Annotated in this window: 15 protein-coding genes; 9 read left to right on the forward strand and 6 right to left on the reverse strand. The window is 51.1% G+C overall.

The genetic code is table 11. The annotated features are described in order from the left end of the window. Nucleotides 1-21 precede the first annotated feature (21 nt). Nucleotides 22-711, forward strand: coding sequence for a class I SAM-dependent methyltransferase (locus ACJJI3_RS11690; protein WP_444939817.1), 690 nt, complete (start codon nt 22-24; stop codon nt 709-711). Nucleotides 712-737: 26 nt separating this feature from the next. On the opposite strand, the gene ACJJI3_RS11695 is transcribed toward ACJJI3_RS11690, so the two are convergent. Beyond that, nucleotides 738-890, reverse strand: a complete 153-nt coding sequence (locus ACJJI3_RS11695) for a hypothetical protein (RefSeq protein ID WP_413664650.1) — start codon at nt 888-890, stop codon at nt 738-740. A 165-nt stretch (nt 891-1055) separates the two neighbouring features. Here ACJJI3_RS11695 and ACJJI3_RS11700 point away from each other — a divergent pair, with 165 nt between their 5' ends. Further along, on the forward strand, nt 1056-1544 hold the full coding sequence (locus ACJJI3_RS11700; protein WP_444939818.1) for a hypothetical protein: 489 nt from the start codon (nt 1056-1058) through the stop codon (nt 1542-1544). Between the two features lie 88 nt (nt 1545-1632). Further along, on the forward strand, nt 1633-2127 hold the full coding sequence (locus ACJJI3_RS11705; RefSeq protein ID WP_444906181.1) for an RDD family protein: 495 nt from the start codon (nt 1633-1635) through the stop codon (nt 2125-2127). Nucleotides 2128-2140: 13 nt separating this feature from the next. Here ACJJI3_RS11705 and lptG read toward each other — a convergent pair whose 3' ends face one another. Further along, nucleotides 2141-3202 carry an LPS export ABC transporter permease LptG gene (gene lptG, locus ACJJI3_RS11710; protein ID WP_444939819.1) on the reverse strand — a complete coding sequence of 354 codons (1062 nt, stop codon included), beginning with the start codon at nt 3200-3202 and terminating at the stop codon, nt 2141-2143. Then, nucleotides 3195-4328 carry an LPS export ABC transporter permease LptF gene (gene lptF, locus ACJJI3_RS11715; protein WP_444939820.1) on the reverse strand — a complete coding sequence of 378 codons (1134 nt, stop codon included), beginning with the start codon at nt 4326-4328 and terminating at the stop codon, nt 3195-3197. The genes lptG and lptF overlap by 8 nt, the downstream gene beginning before the upstream one ends. Before the next feature lie 189 nt (nt 4329-4517). Here lptF and ACJJI3_RS11720 point away from each other — a divergent pair, with 189 nt between their 5' ends. The 5 genes from ACJJI3_RS11720 to ACJJI3_RS11740 all read left to right on the forward strand — a co-directional run bounded on the left by ACJJI3_RS11720 (nt 4518) and on the right by ACJJI3_RS11740 (nt 11615). Continuing rightward, nucleotides 4518-5984, forward strand: coding sequence for a leucyl aminopeptidase (locus tag ACJJI3_RS11720; protein WP_444939821.1), 1467 nt, complete (start codon nt 4518-4520; stop codon nt 5982-5984). Between the two features lie 129 nt (nt 5985-6113). Further along, nucleotides 6114-6536, forward strand: coding sequence for a DNA polymerase III subunit chi (locus ACJJI3_RS11725; protein WP_444919233.1), 423 nt, complete (start codon nt 6114-6116; stop codon nt 6534-6536). A gap of 24 nt (nt 6537-6560) precedes the next feature. Continuing rightward, nucleotides 6561-7451: a hypothetical protein gene (locus ACJJI3_RS11730; protein ID WP_444936528.1), complete on the forward strand. Its 891-nt coding sequence runs from the start codon at nt 6561-6563 to the stop codon at nt 7449-7451. 173 nt (nt 7452-7624) lie between these two features. Beyond that, nucleotides 7625-10399, forward strand: a complete 2775-nt coding sequence (locus ACJJI3_RS11735; protein ID WP_444939822.1) for a valine--tRNA ligase — start codon at nt 7625-7627, stop codon at nt 10397-10399. A 562-nt stretch (nt 10400-10961) separates the two neighbouring features. Beyond that, entirely contained in the window at nt 10962-11615 is a 654-nt protein-coding gene (locus ACJJI3_RS11740; protein ID WP_444939823.1) for a hypothetical protein, read from the forward strand. Between the two features lie 695 nt (nt 11616-12310). Here the strand turns inward: ACJJI3_RS11740 and csrA are convergent. Next, a complete protein-coding gene (gene csrA / locus ACJJI3_RS11745) occupies nt 12311-12499 on the reverse strand; it encodes a carbon storage regulator CsrA (protein WP_444908923.1) in 189 nt (62 codons plus the stop codon). 775 nt (nt 12500-13274) lie between these two features. Here csrA and ACJJI3_RS11750 point away from each other — a divergent pair. Continuing rightward, entirely contained in the window at nt 13275-14123 is an 849-nt protein-coding gene (locus tag ACJJI3_RS11750) for a hypothetical protein (protein WP_444939824.1), read from the forward strand. Between the two features lie 317 nt (nt 14124-14440). On the opposite strand, the gene ACJJI3_RS11755 is transcribed toward ACJJI3_RS11750, so the two are convergent. Both ACJJI3_RS11755 and ACJJI3_RS11760 read right to left on the reverse strand, forming a co-directional pair. Further along, on the reverse strand, nt 14441-14767 hold the full coding sequence (locus ACJJI3_RS11755; RefSeq protein ID WP_444939825.1) for a hypothetical protein: 327 nt from the start codon (nt 14765-14767) through the stop codon (nt 14441-14443). 187 nt (nt 14768-14954) lie between these two features. Further along, nucleotides 14955-15941, reverse strand: a complete 987-nt coding sequence (locus ACJJI3_RS11760) for a transposase (RefSeq protein ID WP_444939826.1) — start codon at nt 15939-15941, stop codon at nt 14955-14957. Nucleotides 15942-16082: the final 141 nt, after the last annotated feature.

Raw genomic sequence — 16082 nt, forward strand, 5'->3', positions numbered from 1 at the left:
CAGGCTGGAGGTCACCCAAGCATGCCCAATTCCGAATTCAGTGATGATCAGGTACTCACCTGCTGGCATAAGAATGCTCATGAGTGGACTAAAGTAGTAGACAATGCCGCCATTCCCAGCCGCCGACTGGTCACTGATGCCGCCATTGTCAGCACAATCATGGCGTACCAACCTGCAAGCATTTTAGATATCGGTTGCGGTGAAGGCTGGCTCAGTAGAAAACTGGCGGAGCAAGGTATTCGAGTCTGTGGTGTCGATGGCGTTAAAGATTTAGTGGATATTGCCAGCGCTCGAGCAGGCGCCAATGAGTCCTACCGGCGATTGCAATACGAAGAAATTTGCGCCGAAAAACTGGAACAGCAGTTTGAACTTATCGTGTGCAACTTCTCCCTCATCGGAAAGAAATCTGTCGAGCAACTATTCGGCAATGCACGCGAGTTAATGCTGCCCGGTGGGTATTTTGTCATCCAAACTCTTCACCCCCATCAGGCCTGCGGTAATGAGCCCTATCGAGATGGATGGCGCCCGGGATCTTGGGAAGGTATTGAGGGAGATTTTGAAGAGGCCGCTCCCTGGTATTTCCGCACCCTGGAAAGTTGGGTCCAGCTATTTCGCAACAACAGCTTTGCCATAGAAGCGATTTACGAACCCAGAGCCGATAGCCAACCAACCCCATCCTCACTGATTATTTGTGGGAGAATTTTGCGGTAGCGCATTTTGGAACTCTTTCCTGGCACCTAAGCCCCGATCCGGTGGAAAGAGGAGCTATTCAAGACAATTTTTTCATCAGCATTGGCACAGAAATACCAAAACAATAATAAAAAAACATTGGCGGGCTCCTGCTCACGCTCGCGACCACTTAGACAAAAATGAAAAAGTATCCATTTCATGCGGCCTCCAAGGAAAGAGATGACTTTTTCGGACTGTCCAGTAAGTGGAGTTGCATCAGCCGCCTAATTAATTCGAAAAAATGCTTTGTTAAGGGTGACCCATAATAAATTCAACGACCGCTTGCGGCCATCGAAATGAGAAGTTGACACCCAGGGGTAAACAGAATGCTACTCTGCAGTTTCCGATTCAGCGCCAATCAACTAGTGCCAAAAACCGTTGGCCTATTTCTTCTGCCCGCGTGCTGCGTCTGTTCTGCCGATGAGTTATTTATCCCGGATTCCCATGAAACCCTGAATATGGAATCCGGCAGTCTGTTTTTCTCCGACAGTGCATTTGCAATGGATAACGAAGCCCTGGTCCAGGCCGCCGAGTACTTGCGCACCAATAGCATGAGCAACGTACAGCGACGCCTGAATTACCAGTGGCTGCAGATGCACACCAATCCAGATAAGTTTAAGCCCCTGAAAGGCGGCAAAGCCCTGTCCAAAATCCTGCGAATGGGCCTTGAGACTTACAAAGCACAAAACTCCCGTGCCGCACGTACAGGCTTGCTCAGGTACACCAACAACGAGGGCAAGATTGGCCGCTCAGTGGACTACGGCATCTCTCTGTCCGACGACAAATTCAAGTTCTCTTTTGAGCTGGAGTTTTAGGGAGCCCCTGAACTCAGGCGCGCTACCTCTCCTTCCCCGTTTACAGGTTTGTTAGAATCTCCGCCACTTAAAACCGGCGGAGATAACCGTGAGTAGCTCGAACACCCCCAAATCCTTTCCTGAACTCCCTGTTGCCGGGGTGGGTCCACGCCTGGCCGCACTGCTCTACGACCTGCTGATACTTATGGGCCTACTGGTGGTTTACGGCTTTATCGCGCTGATGGTTGCCTCTACCGTGGTGGGCCTCAACTGCCAGCCCGAGGCAAATGACTACAACCCCTGTGTCAGCGGACCATTCTTCCAGCTGGGCGCTCTAGCGGTTATCGTAGGGTATTACTTCTGGTCCTGGAGGGCTGCGGGTCAAACTGTGGGGATGCGCGCCTGGCGTCTGCTGCTGGCGAGTCCAAACGGAGCCCAGCTCACTTGGCGCCAGTGCATCCTTCGCGCCATCGTAGCGCCGCTGTCTATTGCTTGTTTGGGACTCGGTTACTTCTCTGCCTGGGCCAGATCCGACAAGGCCACATGGCATGACCTTATCTCCGAATCCGAGGTGCGCGTACTTCCAAAGAAGTCGAAAAAGTAGAAGGCTAGGGGCCCTAACGGGCCCGCTGCAGTAGATACCATCCCGCGCCAAAGCACAGCAATATCGGTAGTAACACCGCGAGGAAAGGCGGGAAGCCAAATACCAGGGAAGATGGCCCCAGCATATCCTGGACAAATTGGAACACCAGGCCAACCACCAATCCGGTAAACACACGCAACCCGGTGGTTACTTCCCGCAGGGGGCCAAAAATAAAGGAAATCGCCACCATCACCAGGCTGGCGATAGTGAGAGGCTGCAATACCTTTTTCCAGAACTGCAACCAGTAGCGACTGGAATCCTCACCCTTACGATCGAGGAATTTGCCGTAAGCCCACAAGCTGCGGGGTGACAAATCCGCTGGTAAAGGCACTACCAAGGCAAATAACTCTGGCGAAATCTCCGCCTTCCATTCGGTCGTAGGCAGCGCCTCACTCTCGGTATGCTCACCGGTGAAGATGGTCGTGCGGCTATTCTCCAGCTCCCAGCGCTTGCCATCAAAATGGCCGCGCTCAGCAAACTCCACCTGCTCCAGCTCTCGATCAGCACCGAAGTGGTAGCGGGTAACACCGTAAAGTTCACCATCCGGCAGCGCCGCGTTGAAGTGAACAAACTCGCCACTGTCTTTCAGCCACAGGCCACTTTCCAGACCGCTCGCCTCCAGCTCACCCAATGCCCGGGCTTTGTCACTCTCGGCAATTACATTGGTCTTGGGAATAACAAATTCCGCCAGGCCCAAGCCCAGTAAAATCAGCAGCATAATGGGCTTCATCACCGCCCAGGTAATCCGACCGATTGAGACGCCGGCAGACCGCATAACGGTCAGCTCACTGGTACCTGCCAATGAACCCAGCCCCACCAGACATCCAACCAGGGCGGAAAAGCCCAGCTGTTCATAGATACGCGCCGGCAATGTCCAGCCCACATACTTCAGGGCATCGATAAAGCCGTAATCCTTCTTCAGCTCCCCCAACTGGTCCACTAATGCAAAGACCACAGTGAGGCCAAGAATAATCATCAGTGCGCCACCCACAGCAACAATAACGGTGCGGGCGATATATAAATCGAGCTTACTCACCTGGCGACTCCTTCACACCCTCGGGCAAACGCTTGGGCGGCGCCTTGCGCCAATTTCTTCCCGCTAACAACAGCAAGCCGAGCAGTAAGAATGGCGGGTGAACCAGCCAGATCATTGCCGGATTGGAAATCTTGCCATCCTCAATCGCCCCCCTGACACCCTGCAGGATTACCAGGTAGGTGATATACAGCAGAATGGCCGGGATCATCTTCGCAAAACGCCCCTGGCGAGGGTTGGTACGGGATAATGGCACTGCGAGTACTGCAACCACTAATACCAATATCGGAAGGCTGAAGCGCCAGTAGAGGTAGGCCCGCTGCTGCGGATCATCGCCTTTAAGGAGATCCAGGGTTGAAGCCGATTCCATCTGGTCCTGCAAGCGGCTGCGCTCGCGAGGCACTTCCAGAATCACCGAGTAACTGTCAAATTTCATCTGGCGATATTCCCGCTCACCGGGAACACCCTCATAGCGAAAACCGTCGCGCAGTACCAAATAGCGCAGGCCTGTCTCAGGATCTATCTCCTGTACACCTTCACGAGCACGGATGACAATCTGCTGGTCTGCCTCAGTTTCCTCTTCCGCACCACCCAACTCAGCCAGGAACACCCCCAACATGGTGGACTTGTCTTCACTCAGCGTATCGGCGTAATAAACCGCGCGGCCGCCCTGGGAGGACACAAATCTCTTTGGTACCAGGTGATCAAATTCGTTGCGTGCCTTTTCTGCATTTAACAGGCTGGTGGAACGCTGCATACCCGCCGGAGAGAAATACAGGCTCATGGACGCCACCACCAGCGCCAGCATCAGTGCTGGAATCATGGTATAGCCCAGCAAACGCCAATCACTAAAGCCACAGGCGTGCAGAACCGTCATTTCACTTTCTATATAAAGGCGGCCATAGGAGAGGAGAATCCCCACAAACAGGCCCAGCGGTAGTACCAGTTCCAGGAATCCCGGCAAACGGAATCCCATCAGGGAGAACAGGATATTCGCCGAAATATCACCGGCGGCAGCTTCCGCCAGGTATTTCACGAATCGGCCGCTCATCACAATTAACAGCAAAATTGCGCTAACCGCTAGCGTGGCAAACAGCAGCTCGCGGCAGAGATAGCGAAAAATAATCACAGGGCGAACAAATTCCTTGGTGACAGCGGTGTGATGGTGTCTGAATCAAAAACGAGCAAGTTTCCCTCTAGGTACAGCAATCCACAGGCAGGCGGGTTAAACTTGTGCGACGCATTATCACTAAAAATTCTTGCTATGTCTCGGCCTAGAGACATGCAATCTATTGTCAGATTTTAAGGAAAGCGAAAAATGCAGTTCTCCGCCAAGGTTGCAGATATCAGTAAACAACGCAGTGCCTGCTCTATTATTTCAGCAGATGCCAAAAATAACCTCAGCGAAAGTGGAAAAAGCCTGGATAAATTGACCGGGGGAATGATTGCAAAAATCCTCAAGCGCGGGGACTTGGGGGCCAAATCCGGCAGTACCCAACTGATCAATCTTATCGACGCTCCCAGCGAGCGCGTTCTGGTCGTACGCACCGGTAAAGGCACCATCAGCCAGGCGGAATTCCGCAAGCTGGCAGCCAGCAGTGCCAATGGGGTAAAGAACTTTAAAGAAGCCGCGAGCTACCTCTGCGAAGTAGAGGTTGAAGGTGCCGATAATCGCTGGAAAGCACAGCAAATCGCCATGGCCGCCGGTCTGGCAAGCTATCGCTATACCCTGTCCCGCACCGATGCAAAACCCTTACCCCTGGCGAAATTCACCATCCACGCCCCGGAGAAAAAGCAGCTGAAAGCTATTCAAGGCGGCATGGAAGTGGGTGCCGCTCAAGCACTGGGCAGCAATGTCGCCCGTGATTTGGGGGATCTCCCAGGCAATATCTGCACCCCCAACTACCTGGTTGCCCAGGCGAAGGCGCTGGCCAAAAAACATGCAAAACTCACCACCAGCGTGCTGGACGAAAAGAAAATGAAAGCCCTGGGCATGGGTGCATTCCTCAGCGTATCCAAGGGTAGCGACGAGCCCCCCGCGCTGATTGCCATGAACTACAAAGGTGGCAAGACCAGCGAAAAACCTGTGGTATTGGTCGGTAAAGGCATCACCTTCGATAGCGGCGGCATCAGCATCAAGCCGGGCCAGGCTATGGACGAAATGAAATACGACATGGGCGGTGCCGCCAGTGTCTTCGGCGTAATGAACGCCCTGGTTGAACTGCAGCCTTCTATCAACGTAGTAGGCCTGGTTGCCGCTGCTGAAAATATGCCCAGCGGCCGCGCCAGCAAGCCCGGTGATGTTGTGACTTCCATGTCCGGCAAAACCATCGAAATCCTCAACACCGATGCCGAAGGCCGCCTGGTTCTGTGCGATACGATCACCTACGCAGCCAAGTTCAAGCCCAGCGCAGTGATTGATATCGCCACCCTCACCGGTGCCTGTGTTATTGCCCTGGGCCACCACGCCACCGGTCTCTACGCTAATAACGAAGAACTGGCCAAGAGCCTTCTCCAGGCTGGCGAAACTACTGGCGACCGCGCATGGCAAATGCCACTGTGGGACGAGTACCAGTCCTCCCTGGATTCCAATTTTGCCGATATCCAAAACATCGGTGGACGCGAAGCCGGTTCAGTAACCGCTGCCTGCTTCCTGGCGCGTTTTGCCAAAGACTACAAGTGGGCACATATGGATATTGCCGGTAGTGCCTGGAAGTCCGGCGCACAGAAAGGTGCAACCGGCCGTCCGGTTCCTCTACTGGTTGAATATCTACTGGGCAAATAAGTAGCCAAAGCGCACAATAGCCGCCGGCACCATCGGTGCCCGGCGCGCCGGGCGGTCCATTGATTAATGGGCCGCTTTTGTTTTTGGCAGCGTATCAATATGGCCGGGATTATTTGACCAGTATCTGTAATGACTCGCATTGATTTCTATATTCTCTCTTCCGACCAACCGGAACACGCCGATGTTTTTGCCTGCCGCCTGGCTGAGAAAGCCTTCCGCGCGGGTATGCGGGTATTAATCGCGGTGGACGACGCGCAACGGGCGGAGCAGATGGATCAACTGCTGTGGACATTTCGCGAGGACAGTTTTCTGCCCCACGCCCCGCAAACTGAAAACCAACAGGCGCAAATAGAAATTAATAGCGGAGAAGACCCCGCAGATCACCACGGCTTACTGATCAATCTCTGCTCCAAAGTACCCAAGTGGTTTAGCCGCTTTGAACGCTTGGCAGAAGTTGTGATCCAACAACCGGAACCATTAAAACGGTCCCGATTGCGATTTGGTCACTTCCGCGATCGCGGATATCCGTTACAATCCCATAAGATCAATTAGAGCCTCTAACTACGTCCGAGAGTCATGTCCGGCAAGAAAAACAAACACAAGCAACGCGGACAGCAGCGCAAGCAGCCCAGTGAATTTCTGGATGAACTTAATTCACTGCACAACTTGCTTGTCACCGACGAGAACAATGAAGAAATCCCCGTGCTCAGCCAGGTGGCCAAGCAGGGTAATCCTGTAACCCCTGAGCCCCCCACTCTTCCCACTATTGCCGACATACCAAAACCCAGTGGGACACCGGCTACCAGTGAATTCGAAGATATCGATACCTCACTGGAAGATATCGACTTGCCGATTTTATTTTCACCGGTTGAAGAAGAGATGCTGGCCCAGCAATCCCTGTCGCTGGCGGAGTCTGACCTCGCTCTTTTGCGCCCGCTTCAAGAGCTGGCTGTAGAGGATGAGGAGCCTCAGGCATCCACAGATACCGGGCAAATCGAAGAAAAGCCCGTTGAAGATAAACCGGTTGAAACACACTTAGAGCAGAATTCCCGGGAAACCAAAGCTGAAAATATCCCAGAGGCCGAACCGGAGAGAGAGCCCGAACCGCAGCCGGAGCCCCGAGCGGAAAACCCGTTCCTGCCAAATCATATTCGCTCCCGCCTCACCGGTGGACGGCCCCTGCCAGTTGAAGAAAATACCCAAGTAACCGAAGCCCCAGTGCCCCCGGAAACAGAAGCCCCAGCAACAGTGGCCCCGGCCCCTGAAGTAAAGGAAGAAGCTGAACTTCCAAGCACTGAGGCCCAAGCCGCCGAAGAAGATCCGGCCGCAGACCCTGAGCCCTCCGCCAAAGAGCGCCAGCGCCAGGAATTGATCGAACAACTCGTCGCCCAGCAACTGCCCAAACTGGAGCGCCGCCTGCGCGCCCAAATAGAACACGTGGTCGACGAGCTCGGCGTTTGGGATTAAGAGACGGCCTAAGGGAGCCTCTGAATAACTCCCTAAGCTCAAATACCGCCTTTTTCCCACCAGACCCCGGCGGTATAATTGCCGCCTTTTCCGCGCAGCCCGAGCAAGCACCAGACTATCCTGAGCCAAAACGCTGTGCACGCAGTCAGTTAAACACAAGGTTTCCCGCCCGCATGGACAAAACATACCAGCCCAACGCCATCGAACAGCAGTGGTACAAAACCTGGGAGGAGAACGGCTACTTCAAGCCTTCCGGGGATACTGAGGCCAAGCCCTACAGCATTATGATCCCGCCGCCGAACGTCACCGGCAGCCTGCATATGGGCCACGGTTTCCAGGAGTCCATCATGGACGCCCTGATTCGCTACCACCGCATGCAGGGAGACAACACCCTGTGGCAAGTGGGCACCGACCATGCCGGTATCGCCACCCAGATGGTGGTAGAGCGCCTGCTGGGCGCCGAAGGCGTATCCCGCCACGACCTGGGCCGCGACAAGTTTATTGAGAAGGTCTGGGAGTGGAAGGAAGAGTCCGGCGGCACCATTACCCGCCAGCTGCGCCGCCTGGGCGCCAGCCCCGACTGGTCCCGCGAACGCTTCACCATGGACGACGGCTTCTACAAAGCAGTGCAGGAAGTCTTTATCAAACTGTATGAAGACGGACTGATTTATCGCGGCAAGCGCCTGGTGAACTGGGACCCGAAATTCCACACTGCGATCTCAGACCTGGAAGTACTAAACGAAGAAAAGCAGGGTCACCTGTGGCACTTCCGCTACCCACTCTCCGACGGCTCCGGCCACTTGGTAGTTGCCACTACCCGCCCGGAAACCATGCTCGGCGATACTGCCGTAGCCGTACACCCGGAAGACGAGCGCTACCAGCACCTGATTGGCAAGACCATCAAGTTGCCCCTGGCGGATCGAGAAATCCCGATTATTGCCGACGAATACGTCGATCGTGAATTCGGCACCGGCTGTGTAAAAATCACCCCAGCCCACGACTTCAACGACTACGAGATGGGCCAGCGTCACAACCTCGAGATGATCAACATCCTCGATGCCGACGCCCACCTGAACGACGCAGTGCCGGAAAAATACCGAGGCATGGAGCGCTTTGCCGCGCGCACCCAAATTGTCGATGACCTGGACGCCCTCGGCCTGCTGGAAAAAGTAGAGCCCCACACCCTCAAGGTACCTCACGGAGACCGCTCCGGCGCCGTGATCGAGCCCTGGCTCACCGATCAATGGTACGTAAAAACCCAGCCCCTGGCCGATGAAGCCATCGCCGCCGTTGAAGATGGCCGCGTTGAGTTCGTACCGAAAAACTACGAAAACATGTACTTCTCCTGGATGCGCGATATCCAGGACTGGTGTATTTCCCGCCAGCTGTGGTGGGGCCACCGCATCCCCGCCTGGTACGACAACGAAGGCAATGTCTACGTTGGCCGCAGCGAAGAGGAAGTGCGCGAGAAGCACAACCTGGGCGCCGATATCAGCCTGCGCCAGGATGACGACGTACTCGACACCTGGTTCTCCTCCGGCCTGTGGACCTTCGGCACCCTGGGCTGGCCAGAAGATACCGAAGAACTGAAAGCCTTCCACCCCAGCTCCGTACTGGTCACCGGCTTCGATATTATTTTCTTCTGGGTCGCGCGCATGATGATGCTGACCCTCTACTTCAAGAAAGAAGTACCGTTTAACACCGTGTACGTGCATGGCCTGGTGCGCGACAACCACGGCCAGAAGATGTCAAAATCCAAGGGCAACGTGATCGACCCTATCGACTTGATCGACGGTATCGACCTGGAGACCCTGGTAGAGAAGCGCACCTCTGGTCTGATGCAACCGCACCTGCGCGAAAAGATCGAAAAGCAAACCCGCAAAGACTTCCCCGAAGGTTTCTCTGCTTTTGGTACCGATGCCCTGCGCTACACCTATTACTCACTGGCTTCCACCGGCCGCGACATCAAGTTTGATGTGGGCCGTATTGAAGGCTTCCGCAACTTCTGTAACAAGATCTGGAATGCCTCCCGCTACGTACTGCAAAACTGCGAAGAGCACGATTGTGGACAGGACGGCAGCACGGATTTTGAACTGACCATCGCCGACCGTTGGATTATTTCCCAGCTGCAGCGCACCGAAATCACCGTACGCGAAGCCATGGACACCTACCGCTTCGACCTCGCCTCCCAGGCCCTGTACGACTTTATCTGGAGCGAGTACTGCAGCTGGTACCTGGAGCTGTCCAAACCGGTACTGTGGGACGACAACGCCTCCGACGCAGTAAAAAAAGGTACCCGCCGCACCCTGATCCGCGTACTGGAAACCATTTTGCGTCTGGCCCACCCGCTGATGCCGTTTATCACTGAAGAAATCTGGCAGCGTGTAAAAACCCTCGCCGGTTCCAACGGTGACACCATTATGCTGCAGCAATACCCAGAGGCCGATAACAGCAAGATCGACGAGGAAGCGGAAGCGGCTGTTGCTTGGTTGAAGCAAGTTATTGAAGGCGTGCGTAATATTCGCGGTGAAATGAATATTTCCCCAGCGAAGAAAATCCCACTAATCCTGCGCGGCGGTTCCAGCCGTGACCAAGAACTACTGGAGCAAGCCCGCAGCCTGCTGATCAAACTAGCCAGCCTCGAAGAAATCACCTGGCTGGAAAGTGGAGAAGCTGCACCAGCCTCTGCCACGGCCCTGGTAGGCGATATGGAATTGCTGGTACCCATGGCCGGCCTGATCGACGTTAAAGCCGAGAGCGCCCGTCTACAAAAAGAGATTGATAAACTTTCCAAAGAACTCGCACGAGTCGAAGGCAAACTCAACAATCCTAAGTTCGTAGACAAAGCCCCCGAAGCCGTTGTCGCCAAGGAAAAGGACAAGCTTGCAGAAATGAAAGGTGCTCACGAGCGTCTGCAACAGCAACTTGAGGAAATCAGCAACCTTTAATGGTTCTGATAATCCGCTCCATTAAAGAGCGGATCTGATTTAAAAAAGGGGGGCTCTGCCCCCTTTTCTTTTTTTGATATAAATCAAGTAACCCCTTCTTGCCCTAGTGCCTTTTGATTTTCTATCAAGGTCAGAACCCGAATATGTGCTCAATGTACCTGTATCACTTATGGGTTTGTCAGCTCCAAAATCAGCTTTACCGAAGTGGTATACGACCTAAAGCGCACGAAAACGCTTCAAGCTACGCTCAATGTTTCGACCCTCCTGAGTACCTGATAAGAAATCAACATGATTTCCGATCGGCTTGGCTGATATTTTTTATAAAGATCCCGATAGATTGAAAGGTCTAGGGAGTTAGAGAAAGTCTATTCCGTGGGGATAGTGGGCAAAGTGATCATTTTTGTATTTGGGACAAGAGTTCAAGCTTATGTGTGATTTATTGATTCCTCAAGGTTTTACGCATTTCTTCGCTAGATTGATTCCAAGATGGTAATCATGATAATAGTGGTCAGAATGATTACTATATAAATGTTAGTGCTCCATACACTCTGGAAATACTCAAATGTGTAATGCATGGAATCATCATCCAGATTGCAGGTGTGGATGGGGAGGAATAGGTAGCAAAGGCGACGGAAACCGTGGAGTACCAATAGAAAGATATTTTGAGCCTATGGAATTTTCTTGGGTTCCTCCAATATCTGAGTCATTAGAAAGTTATACTATTCCCAATGCATCATGCCCAGTTTGTGGTCAATTGGTGTTTTTTTACCGATCGCCGTATGGCGGTCGAGTATTCTTTGAAGAGCTTGGCCCTCCTTGGACAAAACATCCTTGCACTGATTCATCCAGTGTTCCGAGCCCAGCCAACCTAAGCGGGCGAGCTCTAGTTCGATATAAGTGGCAAGTTGATGGTTGGTCTCCTTTCTTTATTGAAAAAGTTGAAGATATCGATAGTAGAATCCTAAAGATTTACGGAAGGGAAAATAAGAAAGAGTACACGTTCTATATTGGTAGAGTAGTGAGCAGATTTCAAAGTAACCCTATAGTTCCGGGAGTTATCGCCCAGATTAAAATCCGGGAAAATGAAAACGCTAAAATATCAATTATTACAAATTTTGGAAGCAGTACTGTTATTTATGGATATAAGTTTAGATCTGACGTTGTCACAGGGCCAGGTCGTAAAAGAAGATCAAGAAAAATAAGGTATAAATGTTGAGATCTACCTTCGTAGATATATCAGTTCTAACCAAACGCTGCACGGGAGACGGCCAATACTATGCACCTTTGTACTGGCCGCTCCGCTCCCATTTTCGCATAAAAATTGCACAGCCTCGTCTACCCGTGAGTGCGGCGTTAAGGCTATAGATTATCTATCGAGCCGGTGCGGAAATTATCAATAAGGGGCTGAGTCCATTCACTCGTATACTACTTGGCTTTGCATCAGGAATTTTTGGCTTTGCAATGATCACCTCTGCACCGCCAACCGATAAAGAAATCGGCTTCTATGCCTTTTCTGGTGCTTGTATAAGCATTTCATTTACTTGTACCTTTACTGGTAAAGTTCGTCAATGTTTCGGTAGCTTAATTGGTCTTGGATTGTTTTCTGCATCAATGTGATATCTTTTAACTCAGCTACTACATAGCCCGCTATTCTCTGCACGCTCAGAGCAATCGGTTCTAAATGCAGTGTTATTTCTCGTTTTCTTCGGTGTTCCAGGTGTTTCCTATATTCAAAGTTAGATTTGGTTTTGTGCGTAAAAAGTCCTAACAAACGCAATCATGCGGACCGGCTTCAATCTGTCTCCGCTTCACTACATCAGCTTAAAGCCATCCAGCGTTGCGGGCGTTAACCCTATCTCCCTGCAGACTGAACACGCCAACGCGCGCCCTTGCCTAGGGCGCTCCGCAATCTCAACCAACTCCATCCCCTAACACCCTCTCCTTTTGCAAACGTCTATAGATTTCCTCACGGTGAACGGGCAGAGATTTGGGAGCACGTATGCCTATCTTTACCTGATTACCCTTAACTTCCAACACTGTAATTGAGACATTCGCTCCAATTCGTAAGTTTTCACCCGTCCGGCGCTTTAAGATCAACATATTTGTTTCCTATTAGTACTCAAACCATGCGTAGACCTCCCTTAATGGAAGGATTTGAAAGTAACTGTTAAGGAAGTATCAGGTGGAGCGCGAGAACGGTAGGCATAGAGGTAGAAAAGGCAGACGCAACGCTTCCAGAGCCAAGGGACACGCCCCAAACTACTGAATGGACTCCACTTTATTGAAGACGAGCGGGTTTCTAGCGTATGATCCATATAGCCATTTTGATAGTGATGATATCAATTTGGTTAGCTGGCCCCAGGTGTTAGCGCACCTTGGGTCAGCGCCTTTTACTTACTCTTACGTCACGCTACCGTTCTCCTTTGAGGGAATGGTTTTTAGAAAATTCTTGAATCTCTCAAATCTCTTTGGTCATCGGCCTTTAGTGGGCTGTTCAATGACGACCCAAATATCGATAAATATCCACCGATTTTACGCAGCTTTGACACTAAAACAAACTCTAATAAAATCCAATAAGATTATTTTTGTGCCTATATTTTTTATTTCTCACGCTTTGGAACGCAGAAGCAATAGATCACCCCTAGCAGTTGTGCTTTGATGCTTTTATATACAGCTTGTTGTTTTTCTGTGCTCTCGATTTCGAAGATCAAGAGCAGCCGCAATATATCCACTAGAATAATTGTCCACCGGTGCAGACTAAGATACTGATTTATATATTACTTTCTGGCTAGAGGGTTTTTCTACTCTTGGGATATATTGACTGGTGATATAATGCAGCCTTTTTCGAATACACAGCTAGGCATAGGAGATAGCATTGGCAAATTTCGTTACCGGAATTGATGATATAGGAACCATGAATGCCAAATGTTCTGGCTGGACAGTTATATCAATTGATTATTCTCTTGTTGGAAAATTCGAAGAGGAAGCTCGGAAAATTCTTCAATCAGCCAAGTTGAAAAGTTTTCATGGAAAGGAATTTAAACGCAAGAAAGCAGATTCTTACACTGCATTTCTAAAGCTTGTCCGATCTACGTTAGAGTCAGGCAACGGTTTCGTTAGCTGCACCCTGCTTGGAAAAGATTGGAAATCAGATTTTGAGAGTTTCTGCAATAATGTAATTGGGGGTTCTTTTACTCGAGCTGGAGTCACTGCAGGAGAGATTACGGAAGCATCAAAAAATATCGCTGCTCCATTATTTACTTATCAGAGGCTGGCCTCCGTAAAATTAAGGGGAGGAAGCACCCAAATTCAAATAGACCGTCATGTACTTATAGATCAGCTTAAATCATCGAAGGTGGGCGTGAGCGGAACTGAATTCTCGGGGCAGCTGCCCATAGTAGCTGCGCTTCGAGCGTACGGTCGAGATAGATTTCCACGCGCCCCTGAAATTGAGCGGGAAGGTATCTTAATCTGCCCAGACGAAGAATCAATCTTGGTGCAAGCTGCGGATATCATAGGCAACTTCTCAACAGCATTTGCCTTCAAGAAGCTTGGAAAAAAATCTAAGTCGAATGATCTTAAATGTTCTGTCTTTGAGGAGGCATTTGGAGATCTCATCAATCTTGATGACTTTCCTGGTTCAGTAAAGCTAAATGGTGATGATCTTGAACTAGAGGAAGGTAGAGCGTCATTTACTTTTAGCATAGGCGGCGCAGATGCCTAAATCGGGTAGCCGGTAGTTTCTAGCTACCGACCCCCACACTACCCATCGTGCGATTCCCCAATAGGCGGTTCCCTATCCGTAATAAATCTCTATCCAAAGATAGTATCGAGCAAGGGCAATCTAAGGGCAATCTAGGACAGCCAATGACTAGAGAGTGGTGCCGGCAATAGAGCTAGCTCCCTCTCTGGCGGCTCTTTCTCTTTGGTTTACAGGTAAAGGAGATTAAATACTTGGAATTGGCCTTCAGGCTATTGGGATCGCTGTTTTTCGATAAAAGGGCGGTAATCGTGCTGTTGAGTACTTGAGGCCGGGGTAGATTAGCAGGGCGTAGCTGAGAGGAGGCGCCGACAGTCGCTTATACCGTGTACCCAGCGCTTATCGAGTTGAGCACAAACTTTTTGTACAACCTCTACCGATCCCACCAAGCCTTTAAAGCGGCTTTCAAAGTTCCGGCTAAGATAAAGCCAGTGCTTGGGTGAAATGCCGAGTCGCTCCAGAATAGGAGGTATGTTTTCGGCAATACAACCCCGTTTTCTTGGGTCTAAATGCCGGCCGCTCCAGTCCACTAACTCCAAATAGTGATCCAGCTGGAAAGGAAGCCCTTTCGGCATATTCAAACGCTCACCGCCGACAAACGACAGCAATCTAGGACAGCCAATGACTGGAGGGTGGTGCCGGCAATAGAACTACCTCCCTCTCTGGCGGCTCTTTCTCTTTGGTTTACAGGTAAAGGAGATTAAATACTTGGAATTGGTCTTCAGTCTATTGGGATCGCTGTTTTTCGATAAAAGGGCGGTAATCGTGCTGTTGAGTACTTGAGGCCGGGGTAGATTAGCAGGGCGTAGCTGAGAGGAGGCGCCGACAGTCGCTTATACCGTGTACCCAGCGTTTATCGAGTTGAGCACAAACTTTTTGTACAACCTCTACCGATCCCACCAAGCCTTTAAAGCGACTTTCAAAGTTCCGGCTGAGATAAAGCCAGTGCTTGGGTGAAATGCCGAGTCGCTCCAGAATAGGAGGTATGTTTTCGGCAATACAACCCCGTTTTCTGGGGTCTAAATGCCGGCCGCTCCAGTCCACTAGCTCCAAATAGTGATCCAGCTGGAAAGGTAGCCCTTTCGGCATATTCAAACGCTCACCGCCGACAAACGGAAGTAGATTTTTGGGCTGCTTACCTGAGACTGCCGCACGAATACGCTGTTGAATCGAAGTATAATCAGACTCTTCAGATGTCTTGGCAATATTGGCACGGATGGGGTTAAGGTCTACATAGGCCATACAGGCGGCGAGTGCTCTTTCATCCAGTAAAGCCTGAGACTTAAACCGGCCTTCCCAAAAACGGCCGGTACAGTTGTCTTCAGCATTGGCCTGGCGGGCGATAGATTCGTTTAAACAGCGCATAAACCAGCTGATATCCATTAGACGCTCCCGCCATAGGGAAACGATCTCTTTTAGCCTGTCTTCCTCAGCGTGATCGAGAGTATCGCCTTGAAGATAGCGCTGGGCCAAGCTAGAGGCTTTGAAGAGTTTTTTCCAGCGAGTAATTACCTCTGTAAGAGACCACTTGTTAGCCGATTTTGTGTCGATATAGAGCACTATATGGTAGTGATTACTCATTACCGCATAAGCGCCAATATCTAGAGCAAACACCTCGGCCAACTTATGCATACGGCTTTCAATCCATGCGCGCCGATGCTCGTAATCTTTTCCGGATTCAGTATCTCTGCCACAGAGAAATGCACGCCGTACACAGCGGGAGACACAGTGATAGTACGGTGTTGCATCAAGAGATATCTGGGTGCTTCGCGGTAGAGTCATCGGCTGCACGCGCATTTGCATGTATAAAAATACAGTATTTTGTGGAATTTCAATCTTTTGTCAATAGGGATGGCGGTTTGTACCTTCTATTTGGTGGGTGTCCAGGATTAACTAACAGCAAAAGTTTGTCGGTCTTCCAGG

This window comes from Microbulbifer maximicatervae (SeqCode) (assembly GCF_052466985.1).